General features: G+C 59.0%; 17 protein-coding genes. 7 read left to right on the top strand and 10 right to left on the bottom strand.

All coding sequences use genetic code 11. The features are described from left to right. Nucleotides 1–49: 49 nt before the first annotated feature. Nucleotides 50–1,210, bottom strand: a complete 1,161-nt coding sequence (locus B0G73_RS36595) for a porin (RefSeq protein WP_106285929.1) — start codon at nt 1,208–1,210, stop codon at nt 50–52. A gap of 387 nt (nt 1,211–1,597) precedes the next feature. On the opposite strand from B0G73_RS36595, the gene B0G73_RS36590 reads away from it, so the two are divergent. The 4 genes from B0G73_RS36590 to B0G73_RS36575 all read left to right on the top strand — a co-directional run bounded on the left by B0G73_RS36590 (nt 1,598) and on the right by B0G73_RS36575 (nt 8,847). After that, a complete protein-coding gene (locus B0G73_RS36590; RefSeq protein WP_106285944.1) occupies nt 1,598–2,521 on the top strand; it encodes a LysR family transcriptional regulator in 924 nt (307 codons plus the stop codon). 432 nt (nt 2,522–2,953) lie between these two features. Further along, the gene (locus B0G73_RS36585; RefSeq protein ID WP_106285928.1) at nt 2,954–6,217 is read left to right on the top strand and encodes an efflux RND transporter permease subunit; all 3,264 of its coding nucleotides are present in this window, start codon (nt 2,954–2,956) and stop codon (nt 6,215–6,217) included. Continuing rightward, nucleotides 6,207–7,412, top strand: a complete 1,206-nt coding sequence (locus B0G73_RS36580; RefSeq protein WP_106285927.1) for an efflux RND transporter periplasmic adaptor subunit — start codon at nt 6,207–6,209, stop codon at nt 7,410–7,412. The genes B0G73_RS36585 and B0G73_RS36580 overlap by 11 nt, the downstream gene beginning before the upstream one ends. Further along, nucleotides 7,405–8,847 (top strand): efflux transporter outer membrane subunit, encoded by a 1,443-nt coding sequence (locus B0G73_RS36575; RefSeq protein WP_106285926.1) that lies wholly within the window; start codon nt 7,405–7,407, stop codon nt 8,845–8,847. The genes B0G73_RS36580 and B0G73_RS36575 overlap by 8 nt, the downstream gene beginning before the upstream one ends. A gap of 100 nt (nt 8,848–8,947) precedes the next feature. Here B0G73_RS36575 and B0G73_RS36570 read toward each other — a convergent pair whose 3' ends face one another. Further along, on the bottom strand, nt 8,948–10,129 hold the full coding sequence (locus B0G73_RS36570; RefSeq protein ID WP_106285925.1) for a porin: 1,182 nt from the start codon (nt 10,127–10,129) through the stop codon (nt 8,948–8,950). Nucleotides 10,130–10,450: 321 nt separating this feature from the next. Between B0G73_RS36570 and B0G73_RS36565 the strand changes: the two genes are divergently transcribed. Continuing rightward, a complete protein-coding gene (locus B0G73_RS36565) occupies nt 10,451–10,738 on the top strand; it encodes a DUF4148 domain-containing protein (RefSeq protein WP_106285924.1) in 288 nt (95 codons plus the stop codon). 353 nt (nt 10,739–11,091) lie between these two features. Here B0G73_RS36565 and B0G73_RS36560 read toward each other — a convergent pair whose 3' ends face one another. The 4 genes from B0G73_RS36560 to B0G73_RS36545 are packed head-to-tail and all read right to left on the bottom strand — an operon-like array spanning nt 11,092 to nt 14,322. Continuing rightward, the gene (locus tag B0G73_RS36560; RefSeq protein ID WP_106285923.1) at nt 11,092–11,778 is read right to left on the bottom strand and encodes a response regulator transcription factor; all 687 of its coding nucleotides are present in this window, start codon (nt 11,776–11,778) and stop codon (nt 11,092–11,094) included. 37 nt (nt 11,779–11,815) lie between these two features. Then, entirely contained in the window at nt 11,816–13,219 is a 1,404-nt protein-coding gene (locus B0G73_RS36555) for a HAMP domain-containing sensor histidine kinase (protein WP_106285922.1), read from the bottom strand. Between the two features lie 7 nt (nt 13,220–13,226). After that, complete coding sequence (locus tag B0G73_RS36550; protein ID WP_106285921.1) at nt 13,227–13,904, bottom strand: response regulator transcription factor; 678 nt, start codon at nt 13,902–13,904, stop codon at nt 13,227–13,229. A gap of 43 nt (nt 13,905–13,947) precedes the next feature. Next, nucleotides 13,948–14,322, bottom strand: a complete 375-nt coding sequence (locus B0G73_RS36545; RefSeq protein WP_106285943.1) for a hypothetical protein — start codon at nt 14,320–14,322, stop codon at nt 13,948–13,950. 733 nt (nt 14,323–15,055) lie between these two features. Here B0G73_RS36545 and B0G73_RS36540 point away from each other — a divergent pair. Continuing rightward, nucleotides 15,056–16,384: an MFS transporter gene (locus B0G73_RS36540; protein WP_106285920.1), complete on the top strand. Its 1,329-nt coding sequence runs from the start codon at nt 15,056–15,058 to the stop codon at nt 16,382–16,384. A 38-nt stretch (nt 16,385–16,422) separates the two neighbouring features. Here B0G73_RS36540 and B0G73_RS36535 read toward each other — a convergent pair whose 3' ends face one another. From B0G73_RS36535 to B0G73_RS36520, 4 genes are all read right to left on the bottom strand, one after another. Then, on the bottom strand, nt 16,423–17,760 hold the full coding sequence (locus B0G73_RS36535) for a ferric reductase-like transmembrane domain-containing protein (RefSeq protein ID WP_106285919.1): 1,338 nt from the start codon (nt 17,758–17,760) through the stop codon (nt 16,423–16,425). A gap of 452 nt (nt 17,761–18,212) precedes the next feature. Then, entirely contained in the window at nt 18,213–18,836 is a 624-nt protein-coding gene (locus tag B0G73_RS36530; protein ID WP_106285918.1) for a heme-binding beta-barrel domain-containing protein, read from the bottom strand. A gap of 122 nt (nt 18,837–18,958) precedes the next feature. After that, nucleotides 18,959–20,335: a HAMP domain-containing sensor histidine kinase gene (locus B0G73_RS36525; protein ID WP_106285917.1), complete on the bottom strand. Its 1,377-nt coding sequence runs from the start codon at nt 20,333–20,335 to the stop codon at nt 18,959–18,961. Continuing rightward, nucleotides 20,322–21,005 (bottom strand): response regulator transcription factor, encoded by a 684-nt coding sequence (locus tag B0G73_RS36520; RefSeq protein ID WP_106285942.1) that lies wholly within the window; start codon nt 21,003–21,005, stop codon nt 20,322–20,324. Before B0G73_RS36520 ends, B0G73_RS36525 begins: the two co-directional genes overlap by 14 nt. A 165-nt stretch (nt 21,006–21,170) precedes the next feature. On the opposite strand from B0G73_RS36520, the gene B0G73_RS36515 reads away from it, so the two are divergent. Further along, nucleotides 21,171–21,848 carry a response regulator transcription factor gene (locus B0G73_RS36515; protein ID WP_106285916.1) on the top strand — a complete coding sequence of 226 codons (678 nt, stop codon included), beginning with the start codon at nt 21,171–21,173 and terminating at the stop codon, nt 21,846–21,848. Nucleotides 21,849–21,867 lie beyond the last annotated feature (19 nt).

The following is a 21,867-nucleotide window of genomic DNA, read 5'->3' as shown; positions in this document are numbered from 1 at the left end:
GCGCTGGGCCAAACTTTATCATTTGCAGCGCACGCGGTGGCGTACCACGTCAGAAGCGATGAATCATGGCGACGCGATAGACCATCTGGTTCTCGCTGCTAGACATGCCGGCTGCGGCGGGGATTTGAGAAAAGTCGAAGTCAGTGCCGGTATGCGCGCTGACGACGTGTTGGTAGGCGCCTTGCACATAGACCGACGTGCTCTTGCTCAGGTCGTAGTCGAGCGTGAGACCGAACTGATGCCACTTCGGAGTAAAGGAACCGCTCGTCGAGTGAAGATGGGCGACCGTAAACGTGTAAGCTGCGCCGAGCCACAGGTTTGGTCGGAAGAAGTACTGCTCATTTGCTTCGAAGTTGTCGAATTTCCACGAATTCCATGTGCCGCCCGAGGGTCCACCCTGTGACGCGAAATACGCGTTGAAAGTCGGGTCATACACGTCGACATGTGAATAGGCGAGTGCGGCCAGCGAATGGGCAAAGCGGTAAGACGCAGCCACGCCGATATCCTGCTGCGACGAACCGGCAAACAGCACGTCGGTGGCAACTGAACCGCTTGAGTTGCCGCCGGGGTTGTCGAGCTTCAGATAGGACGCCGCCATCGTCAAACCACCGTTCTGGTAGTTCAACGTGGCACCCCAGGTGCGGTTGTTCGCGAACCCGCCCGCCTGATTGCTGAAACCGTACATCGCTTCACCAGTCAGGCCGCGGTATGTCGGGCTCACGTACTTGACAACGTTGTTGACGCGGAAATCCCAGTCTGCGTTGTCGTTGTCGAACGGATGCGAGTTGACATCGCCGGCATAATTTCCGGCTGCGGTAAGGCCGGCGAAGCCGAGGTCGTCGACGCTGGTATCGTACTGACGACCGAAGGTGAGGGTACCGTACTGATCGGACGACAATCCGACGTATGCCTGGCGGCCGAACAGACGGCCACCTTGGCCTGCCTGCCCACCGTTCGTATCGAAGCCGCTTTCCAGCTTGAACACCGCCTTCAGGCCACCACCGAGATCTTCATTGCCTCGCAAGCCCCAACGGCTGCCGTACGTGTCTCCGCTTTTCATTTGATAGGTGCCGTGTCCGTTTGCGTTGCTCGTGAAGTTGAGACCCTCATCAAGAAGCCCATAGAGCGTCACACTTGATTGTGCGTGCGCTACGCCGGTGACCAGCATCAAGGAGGCCAAAGCTGCCCACGTCAAGTTCGTCTTTTTCATTTTCGCTCGCAATTTAAGAGTTGTCCGTATGATATTTGCCAGGGAGCCGCAGACGATTGACCGAAAAATTGCCTACGCAATTTCGGCCACTCGCTTTGAAAGGCAACCGAGTCTAGGTAGCGAGAATTGACTATCGTTCACAAGAAAATGAAACCGAGCATTCAGGAAAGTCGAACAAAACGCGTGAACTGTTCCCGGCGCGGAAGTGCCCGGATCCAGGCGTGATGCGGCAGCGCGAGTCGTTGTATTTGGCTGCCCCCCGCTTGACTTACTATTTTTGTTGGTGATAGCGAGGCAAAACTAAAAAAGGCTTCACAAACGTGGAGCGAGCACTTTAAGGGCAGTAAGCAATGATGTATCCATCGTTCAACCATGGACCATTGCATCATGAATCAGCTTCAGGCGATGCGTGTCTTCACCCGGGTGGTCGGCCTCGGCAGCTTCAATCTGGCCGCGAGACAACTGGGCCTATCAGCGGCATCGGTCACACGCAGCATTGGCTTACTGGAAGCTCATCTGCACACCCGCTTGATCAACCGGACCACCCGCACGCTGTCGCTAACGGAGGCCGGTCGCGATTACCTTGAGGGTTGTCGCGCAATCATCGAACAGTTGGACGAAATGGAGACGTCCCTGGTTCAGTCGACCCGGGAGTTGCGCGGGGCACTGCGGATTGCGAGCGTCGCAACGTTCGCTGACGGCGGGCTCGTACGACTGGTTGCGTCCTACCGGGACTTGCATCCCGGCGTCTCTTTCGAGGTGACTACTTTCGATGTCCATATCGATATGGTCGAAGGTGGTTTTGACGTCTGCTTCTCGGACGATCCTGGGCGATTCAGTTCAGCGCTCGTCTGCCGTCCACTGCTGCGCATTCCGCAAGTTGTCGTCGCGTCGCCCCAGTACCTGTCCAGCCACGACACGCCGAATCTCCCATCGGATCTCACCCGGCACACGCTGTTATACCGGTCAGGGACCGGGGCTCGTTGCTGGGAATTCCTGGATCGCAACCGGGTCTCACGCGTCACCGCATCTGCCGGGATCGCGTCTTCCAGCTATGCGATGCTAAAGTCCGCGTGCATGCACGACCTTGGGATCGCTTTGTTACCAAGTTCGATAGTTGAACCGGAATTGCAAAGCGGGGCACTGGTCAAGCTGTTTAAAGAATTCAATGTCGGCAGCGGCGCGAGAAATCTGTGCGCGTTGTATTCGTCGCCCGGGCTATTGTCAAGAAGGGTGCGGAGTTTCGTAGACTTTGCGGTGGACCACTATCGCATTATGGATGGTGCGTCGTTCCTTAAGGCCGTCGCGTGAACTGGAGGCCGTCGTTTTGATGGGGCTTCGTCGCACCCTCCGTGCGGCACCTGATAGCTGCTGACGTAGCCTGGTGCGTAACGGGCATCAGTTCTTCGCGGCAATTCGGATGTCGCCGAGCCGCGCTTTAAGCGCTACGCGGCTGTCTGTTCGTAGTGCCACCACCCCGAACACTGTACATGGGGCGGCTGGAGAGCGGCAGTCGCACGCTCTCCAGCGGCGGCAATGCATAGAAGCGTCCCAGACCTCTCAGCTTTATCTCCAGATCCGGTTCATACGAGTCTCGTGAACTAAAACTTCCTTAATGTTCGAGGTAGGACTCTGTTAGCGCTCCGCGTTCAGAATCCCCTCATAAACAGGCGTTTCATGCCTCGATCGTATACCGATGCATACGCGCGATGACCATGCGCTTTCCTGAATGGAGCTGTTCCGATGTTGAAACTGGTCAGGCTGGCGTTGACGCGGCCCTATACATTCATCGTGCTCGCGATGCTGATTTTACTTTTGGGCCCTTTATCGGCATTGCGCACACCGACGGACATTTTTCCCGACATACGCATTCCGGTGATCAGCGTCGTATGGAGCTATACGGGGCTACAGCCTGACGACATGGCGGGTCGAATCGTTACTTATTACGAGCGCACGCTCGGTACGACAGTGAACGATGTTGCGCATATTGAATCGCAGTCGTTCACGGGATACGGCATCGTCAAGATATTCTTCCAGCCAACGGTCGACATCCGGACCGCGACGGCCCAGGTCACATCGATCTCGCAGACTGTGCTCAAGCAGATGCCACCCGGCACGACTCCGCCGCAGATTCTCAACTACAACGCATCGACTGTTCCAGTTTTGCAGTTAGCGTTGACAAGCGACACACTCGACGAGCAGCAACTGGCTGACTATGCGACAAACGCGATTCGCCCGCAATTGCTGAGTGTGCCCGGCGTCGCTATTCCGACTCCATACGGCGGGAAGACGCGAGAGGTGCAGATTGACCTTGATCCCAAAGCGTTGCAGGCGAGAAAGCTGTCGGCAGAAGACGTCGCTGCGGCGCTTGCCCGGCAGAACCAGATCATCCCTGCCGGCACGCAGAAGGTTGGCGCATTCCAGTACAACGTCAAGCTGAATAATAGTCCAGTAGACCTCGACGAGTTGAATGCGCTACCTGTGAAAGTGGACGGCGACGCGACAATCTACATTCGCGATGTCGCGCATGTACGGGACGGATATCCGCCGCAAACCAATATTGTCCGGGTGGACGGCCGCCGCGCGGTGCTAATGAGTATCCTGAAGAACGGGTCCGCTTCGACACTCGACATCATTTCTGGCGTCAAGGCGAAACTGCCGCTCGTCGAAGCTTCGCTTCCCCCGCAATTGAAGCTGGTCACGATGGGCGACCAATCACAGTTCGTCAAGGGTGCCGTGAGCGGCGTGGTGCGTGAAGGCGTCATTGCAGCGGCCCTCACGTCCGCCATGATCCTGCTCTTCCTCGGCAGTTGGCGCTCGACGCTTATCATCGCGGCGTCGATTCCGCTAGCCTTGCTTGCGGCAGTGGCGGCGCTTTCCGCGATGGGCGAGACGCTGAACGTGATGACGCTAGGCGGGCTCGCGCTCGCAGTAGGAATACTTGTCGACGACGCCACGGTCACCATTGAGAACATCAACTGGCACCTGGAACAGGGGAAAGACGTGCAGCGGGCGATCATGGACGGCGCGCAGCAGATCGTCACGCCAGCACTGGTTTCATTGCTGTGCATCTGCATCGTGTTCGTTCCGATGCTGTTGCTCGACGGCATTGCGCGGTTCCTTTTCGTGCCGATGGCCGAAGCCGTGATGTTTGCGATGATCGCTTCGTTCATTCTGTCGCGCACGTTTGTGCCGATGATGGCGCAGTACCTGCTCGCGCCGCATGCGTCGGGCGGGCATGCAAGCGGTGAACTCGCAGCGATAATCGACTCTCACGGCAGCATGTCCATACGTCCAACGTCGCGCAATCCGTTCGTGCGCTTCCAGCGCGGCTTCGAGCAATGCTTTGAACGCGTGCGAGGTGTGTACCGTGTGCTTCTCGGCCTTGTGCTGACGCACCCGAAGCGCTTTGTGGTCGGCGTACTGGCCGTCGTATGCGTGTCTTTCCTACTTTCACCGTGGCTCGGACGGAACTTCTTTCCAGACATCGACGCGGGCGAGATTGCCTTGCATGTGCGCGCGCCGGTTGGGACACGCATCGAAAATACGGCAAGTATTTTCGATCACGTTGAAAACACCATTCGCCAGGTTATTCCGCCGGGTCAACTCGGCAGCGTGGTGGACAATATTGGCCTGCCAGTCAGCGGTATCAACCTGACATACAACAACAGCGGCACCATCGGTTCGCAGGACGGCGACATCATGATCTCGCTAGGCGAGAATCACGCGCCAACAGCTCAATATGTGACAAAGCTGCGCGAAGTGCTGCCGCACATGTTTCCGGGTACGACTTTCTCTTTCTTACCGGCGGACATCGTTAGCCAGATCCTGAATTTCGGCGCACCGGCACCGATCGATCTGCAAGTCGCCGGGCCGGACCAGGCCGGGAATCATCGGTACGCGAACGAACTGTTGCGACGGGTGCGGATGGTCTCCGGTATTGCCGATAGCCGTATCCAGCAGGCGGTCACTTATCCGCAGTTCACCATCGCGGTGAACCGCTCTCACGCGGGACGACTCGGTATCAGCGAAGAGGATGTGACGGACTCCGTCGTTGCAACACTCGCCGGTACGAGCCAGGTAGCGCCCACGTACTGGCTCAATCCAACGAACGGGGTTTCATACCCGATTGTCGCGCAAACCCCCGAATACTGGATGGCATCGCTGTCCAGTCTCGAGAATCTCCCGGTAACAGACGCAAGTGGCCGCTCGCAATTGCTCGGCGGTGTCGCGAGTATCGCGCGCGGCGTCGGCAGCGCGGTGGTATCGCACTACAACATCGAGCCGCTGTTTGATATTTACGCCACTCCGCAGGGTCGCGATCTGGGTGCGGTCGCGAGCGACATCGACGGCATCGTGCGTGCCACAGCGAAAGATGTGCCCAAAGGCTCGACGGTCACACTGCGCGGTCAGGTGCAGACTATGAATAGCGCATTCACCGGGCTGCTGTTTGGCCTCGTCGGGGCCATCGTGCTCATCTATCTGCTGATCGTCGTCAACTTCCATTCGTGGGGCGACGCATTTGTCATCATCTCAGCGTTGCCTGCGGCGCTGGCTGGCATCGTGTGGATGCTGTTTGCGACGCACACGCCGCTGTCGGTGCCGGCGCTCACTGGCGCGATTCTTTGCATGGGTGTGGCAACTGCAAATAGCGTGCTGGTCGTCAGCTTTGCACGCGAACGGCTCGCGGTGACTCACGACGCCCTGCGGGCGGCCTTCGAAGCGGGCTTCTCGCGGTTTCGTCCTGTGTTAATGACAGCACTCTCGATGATCATCGGCATGGCTCCGATGGCGCTGGGTCTCGGCGACGGTGGTGAGCAGAACGCGCCGCTCGGACGAGCCGTTATCGGCGGCCTGATCTGCGCGACCTGCGCCACCTTGCTGTTCGTTCCGGTCGTCTTCAGTCTCGTGCATCGGCGCGATGCCGCCCCGCCTGACGCTGGACCGGGAGAACACGACTCACACGATCATTCACCTTCCGAACCTGGAGTCATCCATGTCAACTGACATCGACATAGCAGCGCCGCGGCGGCTGCGACCTCTCAAACTCACAGGAGTTGTCGCACTGCTGGTTGCCGCAGCGGTTGCAGCGACCGGCATCGCAACGCGCATTCATGCAAAGGAGCAGATGGCCAAATGGTCGGCTGCGCAGGCGATTCCAACGGTCGTCGCCAACCCGCCGTTGCATGATAGTTCTGCGCAGGCGCTGGTCTTGCCAGGTCAATTGTCGGCCTATGTGAAGGCGCCGATCTATGCGCGCGTGTCCGGGTATCTGCATGCTTGGTATGCGGACATTGGCGCGCACGTGAAGGCCGGACAGTTGCTGGGCGAAATCGATACACCCGATCTCGATCAGCAACTCGCGCAGGCACGCGCGGATCTGCATACCTCGCAGGCGAACGAAACGCTCGCGGCATCCACGGCGCGCCGGTGGACCGAGATGCTGCAGCAGGACTCCGTATCGCAGCAGGAAGCAGACGAAAAGACCAGCGACCTTGCGGCAAAGCAGGCAATGGTCGCAGCGAACCAGGCGAATGTTGCACGGCTGGAAGCGCTTGAATCGTTCAAACGGATCACCGCACCTTTCGATGGAGTCGTGACCGCGCGAAAGACCGATGTCGGCGCGTTGATCAACGCGGGCGGCGGCAACGGACCGGAGTTGTTCACCGTCTCCGACGCGCGGCAACTGCGGGTGTACGTCAGCGTGCCGCAGAACGAAGCCGCCGTGATCCGGCCCGGACTGGTCGCGAGTCTGACCGTGCCTGAACGCCCCGGCATGCAGTTCTCCGCAAAGATTGTCGACACGGACGACTCCATCACACCCTCTTCGGGGACGCTGCTGGTGCAATTGGCGGTCGACAATTCCAGCGGCGTGCTGATCCCGGGCGAATATACCGAAGTTCATTTTGAACTGCCCACGGACAAGCATGCGATGACAATTCCTGCTAGCGCGCTGATGTTCCGGGAAAGCGGTTTGCAAGTGGCGGTGGTCGGTCCGGGCAATCACGCAATGCTGAAGCCGGTGAGCGTCGCGACCGATCTGGGTACCACGATTGTGATTGCATCGGGTTTGACTGCTACCGACCGGGTGATCGACAACCCGCCTGATTCGCTTGCAAACGGCGATCCAGTGCGACTTGCTTCGACATCCGCGACGACCGCGCTGACACAGCACAATGAAGCGGAGCGCAGTCATGGTTAGGCGTCGCATATGCACGGTTCTGATTGGCGCAGCGCTCGTGAGCGGGTGTTCGTTCGCGCCGCCGTATCAGGTACCGCCGTCGGCCATGCCGAGCGCGTTCAAAGAGGCCGGCGGATGGCAACTTGCCGAGCCTGCCGACCATATGCCGCGCGGTGAGTGGTGGACTGTGTACCGCGATCCTGTCCTCGATGAACTGGAAAGCAAGGTGGCCAGCGCTAACCCCGACCTGGCCGCGGCGATCGCTCGGCATGACCAGGCGCAAGCGTATCTGGACCAGGCTCGTGCTGGCCTCTTTCCCACCATCGGCACTTATGCGCAGGTCTCCCGCTCGCGTCAGTCCGACAACCGGCCATTGAGGGGCGCTAATCAACCCGCGCTCTACAATTCGGCGACTGTCGATGTCGGCCTCAACTATGACCTCGATCTATGGGGAAAGGTGCGCAATAAGGTTGCCGCGGGCAAGGCGGCGGAGCAGGCGAGCCAGTACGACATCGAGTCATTGCGATTGAGTTTGCAGGCAAAGCTTGCTGAGGCGTATTTCCATCTGCGTGGTCTCGATCGACAGCAGGAATTCCTGGCGGATACCGTTCGCACCTATGAGCATGCATTGCAGTTGACTGAAAGCCGGCACGGCGGGGGTATCGCATCCGATCTCGATGTGTCTCGTGCTCAAACCCAACTTGAATCGGCAAGGGCGTCAGTTGAAGATGTGTCGGCACGAAGGGCCTTGTACGAGCATGCGATCGCGACTATTGCGGGTGAAGCGGCTTCAAAATTCTCTCTAGCGCCCGCCGTCGCCCCGACGTATTTGCCGTCGATCCCAGCTGGAGTGCCTCTCGCGCTGCTGCAACGTCGGCCCGATATTGCGGCTGCCGAGCGCCACGTCGCCCAGGCGAACGCGCAGATCGGCGTCGCCAAAGCAGCTTTTTTCCCGGATGTGTCGTTAGGTCTTGACGGCGGTTATCAAAGCACAACTTTATCCCCGTGGCTGGCAGCGCCTAACGAGATGTGGTCGATCGGTCCGAGCCTGCTGATGACCTTGTTCGACGGCGGCCGGCGAGCGGCCGTCACACGCCAGGCGCAGGCCAAGCTGGCGGAAAATGGTGAAAAGTACAAGGCCACGGTGCTGCTGGCGGTACAGCAGGTGGAAGATCAGCTTTCGCAGTTGCATTACCTGGGCAACGAGTCTGCGAAAGAAGGAAGCGCGCTTTCGGCTGCGCAGCGTACGCTCGAGTTGTCGATGTCGCGTTACCGCGATGGCGTCGTGAGTTATCTGGATGTCGTCACTGCGCAGGCAATGGAACTCGAAACGCAAACGTTGGTGCTGGATTTGCAAACTCGCGAGTTGATCGCCTCCGCTGCACTGATAGACGCGTTGGGAGGTGGATGGGGCAACGAACCCGCCGACACGCCGACGTCCACAACGACCAAGTGAACAGTCACGTGTCGCAGAACAGGATGCCTCGCAGCGGTTTGCAGCGATTCGCGGCGATGCGTCCTGCTCGTCATGCACAACGCGAGTTAAAGACAGATGTCTAGAAGCGGTGGCGTAGGCCCATTGCGACCACGGTCTGCTGATTGCCTGCTGACGGTGCCAGCGTGAAGATCGAAGCGTTGCCGAGCGCCGGTATGCCGCTGGCGCCGGACACATGCTGATAGACCCCTTCAAGATAGACGTCTGTATGGTGCGACAGCGCATAGTCGGCTTGCAGCATCACCTGATTCCATTTGGGCGATGCGACGCCACTCGCGCTGCTGAAATGCCCATCGGTGAAGGTATAAGAGCCGCCTAGGCTCAGGGCCGGCGTCAGCGCATATCGTGCGTTCAGTTCGTAGTTGGTGAACGTCAAGAGGTCCCCCTCTAGAGCGACGTACGTACCGCCTTGCGCGACTTGAGCTGGGTCGTCCATGATCGTGCGCGTGATGACTAGGCCGACGGTAGCGGCCCCGAATGCGTAACGGCCCGCTGCGCCGAGGATGCGTTGACGCGCGCCCGTCAGCATCGCGTCGCCGTCACTGCTGCTGATCGCACCGCCTGTGTTGGTGGGCGCGTCGACGCCGCCTGGATGATTACCTTGAAAATATCCGGCTGCCAGGTCGACCGGCCCGCGCGACCATGCGGCGCCGGCGCTAAATGCGTTATTGTTGCTGAAGCCGCCAGCCGCATTGCTGAATGCGTAAGCCCAGCCGAACTTGAAACCGTGGTAATCCGGGCTGCGGTACTTGACCGCATTGTTCATGCGAAAGTCGTTAGCCAGGTTGTCGTTATCGAATGGGTGATCCGCGAGATTTCCGCCGAAGCCGGAGCCGGTTGCCGACAAGGGCGCGACAAAGTCGACGAGGAAGTCGTATTGGCGCCCCATGGTCACTGTGCCCCACGTGTTGCTCGACAATCCCACCCACGCCTGCCGCCCGAAGACGTCTCCGCCATTAGCCAGTTTGCCGTTGGCGATGTTGAATCCGTTCTCCACATCGAACACCGCGTGTAAGCCGCCGCCCAGGTCTTCGGTGCCACGCAGCCCCCAGCGGTCACCGTTGAGATTGCCGCTCGCCATCATCCAATTGTTATGTCCCTGACCGTTGGCTGTCTTCTGGTTACTCACATAGTCGATAGCCGTGTCGAGCGTGCCGTAGAGAGTGACATTGCTCTGAGCGTGCGCGGCTGTCGCCAAAGCCGCCGCTAGCGCCGCACAGGTTGTTGCTAATGCTTTATTCATGTGTTTTCTCCTGGAGATAGATAGGTCTGCCGCGTTTTTCGGGCGCGAGTTCGCGCCTCGATGCGAGCGACTGGCGGGAATGTATTCGGACACGATTGGCCGCGGATGATAAAAAGCGATCGATTAGATGAAATTCGTTTAATTTTTCGATCCACACGGGTTCGGCGATTCGTGATCGCACACAATGTCTCCGATAAACTAATTTTCACCGTTCAGCTAGTCATCCGATAAAGGTGGCTGGTTATGCTGATCCTCAACCGGTTCTCGCGAGGCATAACGCGCAGCGACCGGCTAATTAACCTAAATGTTGAGGATCAGAAAATGAAACGGATCACATTGGCGATCGTTATCGCTGGAACACTGTCGGCCGCAACGGCCTTTGCACAGTCGGCTCCGGCCGGTTCCGCGGGTGGCACGCAGATGAGCAGTCAGGCGGCTCAGGTCGCGTCAAATGTCACATCGGCGGGCGCGGCCAGTGGCCAATGGGTGCCGCCATATGGTCAACCGGTTGCGCCGAAGACCCGCGCTCAGGTCTATCAGGAACTGGTGCACGCCGAGCAGGATGGGCAACTTGCTTACCTGAACTCGACGATCTATGCGCACCCGTAACGTAGCAAAGCGCTTGGCCAACGGCGGCACGATGACGTCGTTGGCTGAGACTCGTGCCTTATAAACGCTTGTAATCTGGAGCCGAGATGAATCGAAGCCGATCCACGAAATTCCGCGTGGCCTTGATTCTGGCGACCGTTGCTAGCGCTCTCCTGTCCGGGTGCGCGTTGGAAGCAACGAAGACCGCCGACCAATGTGTCGGTCCACCAAGCTATTGCAACGTCTACTTTGGTGGATCATAGGGAGTGCGCTTCCCTTGCTCGGGAAGCGTACAGTCAGCGGCATACGAAGACGGAAAGAAGCGGGAAAGAAGGGGGAAAGCCGCTATGTGTCGGATCGACCGGCAACTTTCGTCAACCATTCGTCAGCGTGAGCTGATAGCCGTAGCGTTTTAACGTATCGATGTGTACATCGGGATGATGCGGTGCGAGCTTGCGACGCAGACGCGATATCACAAGATTGACGCTCGAAGTAGCAACGTCATCGTGATCAGGCCACGCATAGCGGATCAGATCGGATCGTGACACAGGCCGATTCGGCTGGCGCAGCAGGCATTCGAGCAGCATGGATTCGCGGCGTGTTAGACAGAGCCGCTGTCCGCCCAGCACCAACTCCCGCGTGGCGGTATCGAATGTGGGACAAACGGGCACCTGTCCCTCCCGTTGGACCGCATCAGGGCTAACGCGCCGCAATGCATGCATGCGCTCATGCAATTCAATGAAAGACAGCGGGTGGCAGAAGCAGGCGTCAGCACCGGCTCGCAGTACCTGCGTCCTTTCCTTTGCGTGAGCCGCACCGAGCGCCACGATAATCGGTGCACCGCGGCTTTCGCTTGCGAGTTTGGGTAGGGCAGCTAGCAGGCAGGCATACGGCGGAACGTCTGTCGCCATGACAATCACTGCGTCAAAGCGCTCTTGCCCTGCGAGGAAGATCGCATCCTTCAAATCGTCGACCTCCTCGAGGCTGTGCGCGCTCTCGATCAGGGCTTTGTGAAGCCAGGCGGCTTCCGGTTGTGTACCGATAACTAGTAGGACACGCATGAACTGTCGAGTGCGAGGAGTTGATTGAGAAAATCGGTCATGTCAATGTTTTGGTCCAGCACTGAATCGTCACGCGTGTGCCCGGGTTCGCATCGCTAATCTGCATGCAGTAGTCATGCAGGTTTACGACTGCCGAGACGATGCTCAGCCCGAGACCGGAACCCGGCAGATGTCGCGTCCTGTCGCTGCGATAAAAGCGCTGCAGGACCGCGTTGCGTTCATCCGCCGGAATGCCAGGACCACTGTCGATGACATCGATCTGCGGGCCACGCGACGTCCGGATGAGTTCGAGCTTGACGGTGCCCCCATCCGGCGTGAACTTGATCGCGTTGTCAAGCAGATTACTGAGAGCTTCAAAAATCAACGCGCGGTCCGCATGCGTCGTACCGACGTTCGCAATGTGTGTGACGACGCCGATCGACCGGCTCTCGGCCAGCGGTTCAAATAGTTCGCCGACTTCCGTCAAAAGCGAGGCCAGTTGCAGTTCCTCGAAACCGCCGCGGCGTTGCAAGCTTCCGATTTCGGAGATACGCAGCATCGCACGAAAACGCTCCAGCAGCGCATCCGTGTCGCGCCGCGCGTCATTGACTAGCTTGTTCAGTTCCGCGTCCGGTAGTCCGGCTATGCGCTCGTCAATGTGCAGCAGGGACGTGCGTATATGACTAAGAGGCGTTCTGAGATCGTGAGCGATTCCGTCACAGGTTCCTTTCACCTCGTTCATCAGCCTTTCGACTTCGGCAAGCATGTGGTTGACCAGTTGAGCAAGCATATCGATTTCATCGCGTCCCCCGGTCGGCAGACGTTGTCCGAGATCGCCGCGTTGCGCAATACGTTGGGTCACGCGGCGGATCGCTTTCAGGCGTCGAACCTGTCTGACGCTCAGTGCTAGTCCGGCAATGACGCCCGCGCTGAGACAAAAAAGACCACCGCCGATCAGCGCAACGACCATAGTCTCCCGTATGCGCAAGACATGGGTAAGATCTCTCGCGATCACCAGTGTGTCGCCGTTCGTACGCTGGGCGGCCATGACGCGAACCATAGGGGCGGTTTCGTTGCCTCCGAGGGCGAGTTTGTCTCCGAGCGTCATACCCACGCGATTAACGGGAACACCAGGCGGGCGCACGAGTATATCGCCAGCCAGATGCCGTCCGTCGGAAGCAAACAGGCCGTAAAAGTTGGGGTGCATGCGCTCGTGTTCGGAACGCTGACGAACGGCGTCGGCGAGACTGCTGACGGGCGTGGTATCGAAATAGATCAATTGCCAGTGGAGGACTGCATCGGTCTCGCGGTCCATGACGAACGTGACCGAACGTTCCACCAGCACTAACAGCAGCATGAGGGAGACAGAGAAGATCGCCGCGTAGACCGTCACAATGCGCAAGGTCGTTGAATGCCAGCGGCCGCTCAGCGCCGGCTGCGAGGAGAATGCGGGGTCGTTCAAGATGCCGCTAGCCTAGTAAATATCCTGAACCGCGTACGGTCTGGATCAATGGTTGTGCGCCAGGCGGATCGATTTTCTTGCGCAGGCGGCCCATATGGACATCGATCAGATTGGTGCCCGGGTCGAAGTGATAGCCCCATACTGCTTCGAACAACATCGTGCGGGTGATTGTCTGACCTGCATGGCGCATCATGTATTGGAGTACACGATATTCGGTAGGGAGCAGCACGATCTCTTTGTCGTCGCGTTTAACCGTGCGTGCGATCAGATCGAGTTCGAGAGGACCGACTCGCAAGGTTGCCTCGGATTGTGCCGGTTGCACTTGCCGGCGGCGTAGCAGCACTTCTATACGTGCTGCCATCTCGTCGGCATCGAAGGGTTTGGTGAGATAGTCGTCGCCGCCGGCGCGCAAGCCGCGAATGCGTTCGTCGACGTCGCCCAGCGCGCTCAGCATGAGCACAGGCGTCTGAATGCCGATGCCGCGCATTGTTTTCAGTATCGTCAACCCGTCGGCGCCCGGTAGCATGCGGTCGAGGGTGATGACGTCGTACTCGTCGCTGAACGCGCGCGCCATTCCCTCGCGGCCGTCCGCAACCCAATCCACCGTGAAGCCACGATCATTTAGCTCTCGCACGATTTCGCGCGCAGTCATCTCGTCATCTTCTATGGTCAACACTTTTGACATTGTCTTTCCTCGGTTCGCGTCCAACAGAGCAGCGCGAGATGCGCTAATTCGGCATGCAATGTTCCTGGTCGAGGGCCGCCAGATGCTGGGTTATCGCTTCGCGCAGTTGTGCGAGGCTGTGCGTCGGTAATGCGAATCCGGTCCATCCCAACCCGCTATGCCGAAGGATCAGTACTGCGCCGTCATACAGCGGGTGCTTTTCGGTATGCCAGCATGGGTCCATCTCCAGTACAAACTGCTGCTGTCGGGACGGCTGCAGGGGAATATCGGGGTGCATTCCCGCACGCAGGTAGCTCAGGCGGTGAATCACTCCGTCGATGTCTTCTGCGTCCAGAAGCACCGCTGCATGTCCAATACCCATGCGTACCGCGGGTTTTCCGTGTTCGTTGACGACTTCCAGGCTCATGGCTTGTGGCATTGCGTGTTCCCAGGATAGATTGTCCTCGCCCATTATTGCGCGCGTAAAACCCCGGCTGTCTGAAAGAGCGCGATGCTTCGATGAAACTTTCTTTAGGCACGAGACTATCCTAAGAATTCCCGCGTGGCAGAGGCATGTTGCAGCTTAGTGCGGGTCCCATTTCAGGACTTTCGCCCGCACATTAAAAAATTTTAATGTGGCGACGACTCAAGCCGGCGGCAAGACCTGCCCGTATTTCCATTCGAGCGATATGAATCCGCGGCGCTGCAAGCGCAACTTGCGCCCGCCGCGCATCGCGTTCTCGCCTGACGGCCGATCGCTGTCCCTCGAGATCCTCAACGCTGCCGCTCGTTGCACTGTTCAAGTGCTATGCCGGGCACCATTGCTGGCGGCGCGCAAGGCACTGCTCTGAAGCGAGCGCTCTTTGCGAAGTTGAGCACCGTACCCGATCACCGACGTACGGCCCACGGCAGCTTTGGCGCGCAAAGAGATTAACTAGTTTTCATCGTTTGGGTAGCAAGCCGATACCGGCAGCAGACTACGCTGGTCAGCAGCCTGTTTACACGTTTGGTACCCAAGCGGTCGGCTATCCGGCTTGCCCGGCAACTCAGTATGAACGTCGTGATATCGCATACGCGCCGATTCACTACGTCTTTGGTCGTGCCCGAACGACGATGGCCAAACCTGAAAAACGCCAACAAAACGGGAGATCGCAATTCCTTGGAGACAATCCATGCAGTCCAACTCAACTGACCCCCACCGCCGACAGTCGCCGATTATCGCCATCTTTCGCGTGACAGCAGGTAATTTTCTCGAGCAATTCGATTTTTTTCTCTTCGGCTTTTACGCCACGCAGATCGCCGCCACCTTCTTTCCACTGCATAGCGAGTTTGCTTCGTTAATCTCCACATTTGCCGTATTCGGGGCCGGGTTTCTGATGCGCCCGCTTGGAGCGGTATTTCTTGGCGCCTACATCGACGACGTCGGTCGGCGCAAGGGCCTTATCATGACGCTTGGCCTCATGGCCAGCGGTACCGTACTGATAACGTTCGTGCCTCGGTACTCGACGATTGGGCTCCTGGCGCCGGCTCTCGTGTTGATTGGCCGCTTGCTCCAAGGCTTCGCGGCGGGCGCCGAGCTGGGCGGGGTTTCTGTTTACCTTGCGGAATTGGCGTCGCCAGGAAAGAAGGGTTTCTATACCAGTTGGCAGTCAGCCAGCCAGCAATTGTCGATCGTCGTCGCAGCGAGTCTCGGGTTTGCGCTAAACCGACTGATGGATGCGGCGGCGGTCGAAGCATGGGGATGGCGTATTCCATTCTTCGTCGGTTGCCTGGTTGTGCCGTTCGTGTTCATGCTGCGATACAAGCTCGAGGAAACCGAGGAATTCAAGAGGCGCGAGACTCGACCAGCGATGCGCGATGTGATCCGCACCTTGGCCGCTAACTGGAAGGTCGTGGTAGCTGGATCGATGCAGGTAGCCATGACCACCACCAGCTTTTACCTCATTACTGTCTATGCACCGACATTCGGCAAGACGGCCTTGCGCTTGGGCACGGCGGACAGCCTGCTCGTGACCGTCTATGTCGGCCTGTCCAACTTTATCTGGCTGCCGGTTAGCGGTGCCTTGTCGGACCGGGTAGGGCGCCGACCGCTGCTGCTGTCGACAACTGTGCTTGCACTCGCCACCGCGTACCCCGCACTTTCGTTTCTGGCCGACGCGCCGACATTCGGCAGAATGCTAGCAGTGCTGCTTTGGCTTTCGTTCCTCTACAGTATGTACAACGGTGCAATGGTCGCGTCCCTTGAGGAAGTGATGCCATCGGAGGTGCGCGTTGCGGGTTTTTCGCTTGCTTATAGTGCCGCGACTGCGCTATTCGGCGGCTTCACGCCGGCAATCTCCACAGCATTGATCCACGCAACGCACGACAATGCGGCACCTGCCTGGTGGTTGAGCTTTGCTGCCGCATGCGCATTCTTCGGTACCTTGGCTTTGTGTCGGCATAAGCCGGCGTCTGTGAATCCGTCTTCAGCACGCGAATCTCGGCCTGTTCCGCGACCTTAGTCAGCACGGCCGCTTATCCTTCTGACCGCCAATCCAAATCAGCGCATGTCGAATAGCTCCTGATGGAAGTCTTCGTGCGCTAATCCACGCGCAACCAGATCGTGCCGCAAGTTCTGGCCGAAACTCGCTGGCCCGCAGAACCAGACGTCGGAGGACATCCAGTCGGGCACGATCTCACGCACGCGCTGCCCGGTCAGGCGGTCGTCCTTGCCGCTAATCAGTACGTGAAGGCGCACGTTGGCGGCCATTGCCAGTTGACTCACCTCGCGGACGAACTCGTCGTCCATCGCGTTAGTGCTATAGAACAGGTCCACTGCGCGTTTATCGGAATGACGCTCTCGCGCTCGCATTCGCGCGAGAAATGGGGTTATTCCAATTCCGCCGGCGATCCAGATCTGTCTTGGTTTGTCGCTGCGAAAGTCGAAGCGGCCATAGGGCCCTTCAACGCTGACTCGGGCGCCAGTCTTCAGAACGGCGGGCAATTGCACGGTGTAATCGCCAATGCTCTTGATATGAAAGCGCACTTTGCCGTCGTCGTGCCACGCCGAGGAGATTGTGAACGGATGCGCACCCTCGTGCGCGTCGAAGGTGACGAAGGCAAATTGTCCGGCGGCATGACCCAACCAGCGGTCCTTGAGTTTGATGACGATGCTGAGTACCCGCATCTCCCGGTAATGCACAAGCTCCTCGATATGCCCGGCTGCTTGTCGCGTTCGTCCGATACGGCGCAGCAGCGAGACGGACGTGGCCATCATGGCCAAAATAATCAGCAGTGTTATTACTGGTCCAATCGCCGTGGTCCAGTAGCCGTGCTTCATGAGTACCACCGCATGGAACGCTAACAACGGGTACGCAACTGCCAGCAACCGATGTGTCTTGAAGAAATGCCGGTAAGGAAAGGCTTTCAGCAATGCAACGACGATGATTGCAACCGTTGCATAGAACGTCCATTCGCCAATCCCTTTCGCGAGCCCATGCTGCGCATCTAGAATCTGGACAAAGGCTGACGGCGCGACCGATGGTGACAAGCCGCGCTCGCGCAACGGCCCTTGCATCCACCCCAGGCCGATTAGCCAGCTCGGAGACTTTGCACACAGCCAGTGAAGTGTGGAAAGCACCAGTGCGCTGATACCGAGCCATTTGTGCAGTCGGTACATCTTGTCCAGCCCGCCGAGAAAGCGCTCCATGCTGGTCGGCCGGACTGCTATAACGATGCCCGAGCTCATGCAGCCGATCGCGAGAATGCCAGTCAAGTTGATCACTGACAGTTGCAAGGCGCGGAATCCATGCGACCCGGGCAATGAAGTTTCAGCAATTAGCCAGAGCAGGGCCAGCCCTGTCAGCAAAAGCAGATAGGTTAATCTGATGTTTTTCATGATGTGGATGCGCCGCAGTGTGACTCCGGTGCGCAGTCGTCGAGCCGCGCTGGAGCTGAGAACACGGTTGAAACGGCCTGTCGTTGGTTGACAGCAGCCGAGAGCCTTCGTCCGGCTATGTCGACGGTTTTTCGGGGTGCCGAGCTTAATGCCGAACGGTGACCGGATCAGACTGACGCAATCGATCAATAGCCGGGGGGGGCGATTGGATGTATGCGATGTTGAGCGTCGGCGGATTCGGGAAAGAAGCTTCCGACCCGTCGCCGTTTCGTGCCTGCGCCCGGTCACTATTCTCATGAGTTAAAGAAAGTTTGCGGACGAGCCAATGTAGCCCGTACAGCCTAAAAGGTGAGCTGCCGGAACATGAAGTTATTTTTACGCAGTTGTCAGTGCAATCGCTCACCGCGCGTTGCCGGACAGCGTCGCGGCGAGACGCGGACTTGCGAGATGAACTAGCTTGCCTTGCTGAGAGTGCTAGAGTCAACGTGAGTGAACGACTTGCCGTACACATGTAATTGCGTTTCTTGCGCGTACTTCAATGCATCTCCGGTCATGTCGAACGTGATCGAGAAAACACTTGTCGCGTCGTTCTTCAGCATGTACTGAGATTCAGCTACCCCGTGAGATTTTGACGTTAGAGTCATCTTATCGCCGGCTTTTCCTTCCGCCACAACGCAGACCGCCCGGGGAATACAAAATGAGTCATAGACAGTCTGGTTCTTCTTGTCGTAAATCAGATAGCCGCGTTGGTCATGGAACTGTTTGTTGTCCCTTTTTCGGAACACCTGCAGCGTGTAAGCCATTGCCACCAGATATTGATCGCTGGCGTTCGTTGCATCCGCTGCGGGTTCAAAGGTCAACTGTTCGTAATAAGGTTCCACTGCGGGATTGCCTGTACCTACTTTGGAACCCACTTGACCGGGCGCCACATCGAGGCCGCCGTCAGCAACGGTTCTCCAGGTTCCGGCCAGTTTGGCTAGTGGACCGAAGTCCATTCCTTTAATGACGGTTCCCTGTGCGTATGCGGTGGACATCGTTGACAGGGCGATTGCAAAACAAGCGACGTATTTATTCACGATTTGCGTTCCATTGATCAAAAAAAGTTTTCTTGTCTGACGGCTATTTGACAACAGAAGCTAGCGTCAATTGTTTTATGTCCGGTAATTCCGGGTTTCAAAAAAGTCTGCGCGCCGTTCGATCATCGGCTATCCGCCAGTTGACTTTGCGCGGGTTTGAACAGACTGATCTCGCAACCGACGTCCGCATCGTGGAACGCCAGCGTCATGCCGTGCATGCCGGCCACGGCGGCCACAAGACTGAGCCCCAGGCCGCTGCCGGGTGTACGACGGCTGGCCTCGCCACGATAGAAGCGGCGCAGCACGGCATCGCGCTCGGCCCGTGCGATGCCTGGTCCATCGTCCTTGACAGTGACGCCGGTACCTCTTGCGTCGTGCCACAGCGTGATATGCACGACTCCGCCATCCGGTGCGAACTTGATGGCGTTTTCGACCAGATTTGCAAGCGCCTCGAACAGCAGGTTCGGATCGCCCCGGATCTCCAGCGGCCCGGACACGGTGCGCTGCAGTCGGAAGCCGATCTGCCTGTCTTCGGCGGTCGGCTCGTAGAATTCGAACACGTCGTCGGCCACCGCGGCCAGGTCGACGCTGGTGAAGCCGGCGCGCCGCACGCCGCTTTCGATCTCCGAAATGCGCAGCAGGGCGTTGAACGTGCGTAGCAAGCCGCTGGTTTCCACGATGGTTTCGTCAATGGCCGCGCGATACTCTGCCTCGGTTCTGGCGCGCCGTTGCGCACGTTCGAGTCCGCCGAGCACCCGCGTGAGCGGCGTGCGCAGATCGTGCGCAATCGCATCGCACACGCCTTTGACCTCGTTCATCAGGCGTTCGATTTCGTCGAGCATGCCGTTCACGACGACCACCAGCCGGTCTATGTCGTCGCGTTTCGCATGCACCGGCAAGCGCCTGCTGAGATTGCCGGCGATGATCTCCTCGATCGAAGCGGTCACCGCATCGAACCGCCGCATCGCCGAGATGCCAATCAGGGTCGCCCCGATCAGGCCGATCACGAGCGTGATCATCGCGGTGGAGAGCAGCGCATGCAGCAGTTCGTCGTCGAAGTGGTCGAGCTCGAGGGTGTTCTGGCATTGCAAAGCGATGCGGCTATCGGGCACGTGCGCAGCGATGCATCGGCCAGGCGGTTGGCCCGGCAGATTGACGAGTCGCATCGAAAATGGCTGGTCAAAGACCGGGATCGCCGGCTGACCGCCCGCATAGCCGCCGGCAAGGTGTCTGCCGCTGGCTTCGAACAGGCCGAACGGGCGCTGGTGGCGCGGATCGAACTGGTTTTGATGTTCGAATCGCGCGACCAGTTCATCCGGCGCTTCGCGTTTCAACTGTGCATGCTCGCGAAGCAGCCAGTCGTCGATGCGTTCCTGTTCGAAGCCAGTGATCTCGCGGTACAGGTAACCGGACAGCAGCAACGCGATCACGCCGAACAACACCAGAAACAGCGTGGCGAGGCGATAGCCGGTGGTGCGGTGAAGTTCAGTCAGGCGCATGGAGCATGTACCCCGAACCGCGCACGGTATCGATCATCGGAGCCGTGCCGTCCGGGTCGAGCTTCTTTCTGAGACGGCTGATGTGCACGTCGATCACGTTGGTCCGCTCGTCGAGCCGGTAGTCCCATACCGCTTCGAACAGCATGGTGCGGCTCACCACCTGGCCCTGGTGCTGCATCAGATATTCGAGCAGCCGGTACTCGCGCGGCAGCAGCGGTACCGGGCGGCCGGCGCAGGTCACTTCGCGTTTGAGCGGGTCCAGACGCAACGGGCCGACCAGGTACTCCTGGACACCGGGCGCCGCCTCGCGACGGCGCATCAACGCATCGAGGCGCGCGGTCAGTTCGATGAACTCGAACGGCTTGGTCAGATAATCGTCGCCGCCGGCGCGCAACCCGCGCACACGCTCGTCGACCGCCGACAGCGCGCTCAGGATCAGCACCGGCGTGAGCACGCCGGCGCTGCGCAACGCCGACAGCATGCCGAGCCCTTCGAGGCCGCCCGGCAACATGCGATCGAGCACGATGGCGTCGTAACTGTTGGCGACCGCGAACATCAAACCGTCGCGGCCAGTACTCGCGGTTTCGACCCTGCAGCCGTGATCGGTGAGCGCTTCAACGATCTCTGCGAGAGTCTGCTCGTCGTCCTCGACGACCAATACGTTCAACATGCCTTTTTCCAGAAATGAGCGAGCGTCGAACCGGCGCCGGCCGGCTGATTTACACTAGGCTCTCGTACCTACGACATGGGTAGTATGCCGTGTGAAGCCGTGCAGGCGTTTCGCGCCAACATGAAAATATTTTAATGTAAGCCCATCAAACGTAAGCCGCAGCGCATGCGAATCCTGCTGATCGAAGACGATAGGCGCGCTAGCCAATTCCTGGCGCGCGGCCTGAGCGAGAGCGGTCTGATTGTCGACACGGTGGCCGACGGCGCGACCGGGCTCGCCTATGCGCGCGAGGGCATCTATGACGTGATTGTGACTGATCGGCGCTTGCCGGCGCTTGCCGGCACGGTCCTCGTCCAGCAGTTGCGCGCCGGCGGGGACACGACGCCGGTGCTGATGCTGTCGGCGGTCGGCGGCCTGAACGAACGCGTGGAGGCGATTCGCGCAGGTTGCGACGACTATCTCGTCAAGCCATATGCCTTCGTCGAAGCGCTGGCAAGAATCGAGGCGCTCGCGCGGCGCGCCGATCGCAGCAGGATGAGCGAGCGGCTCGAATGCGCGGATCTGGTACTCGACACGCGGGCGCGGACCGCAAACCGCGGCGGTCGTGATCTGCGCCTGCAGCACCGCGAATTTTTGCTGCTCGAATGTTTGTTGCGCCGCGAGGGGCAGGTCGTGACGCGCAGCATGCTGCTCGAGGCCGCGTGGAATTACGATTTCGAGCCGCGCGGCAACGTCATCGATATGCACATGCATCGGCTGCGGGCGAAGGTGGACCGCGATTTCCCGCGGGCGCTGATTCATACGGTGGTCGGCGCGGGATACATGTTGAACCCGGCGCCCTGACACGCGGAAAGCCTTGTAA

Source organism: Paraburkholderia sp. BL25I1N1 (assembly GCF_003002025.1).
In the GTDB taxonomy this organism is placed as follows: Bacteria; Pseudomonadota; Gammaproteobacteria; order Burkholderiales; family Burkholderiaceae; genus Paraburkholderia.
The sequence above is the reverse complement of the archived record's forward strand: the minus strand, read 5'-3'. Positions and strand labels throughout refer to the sequence as shown.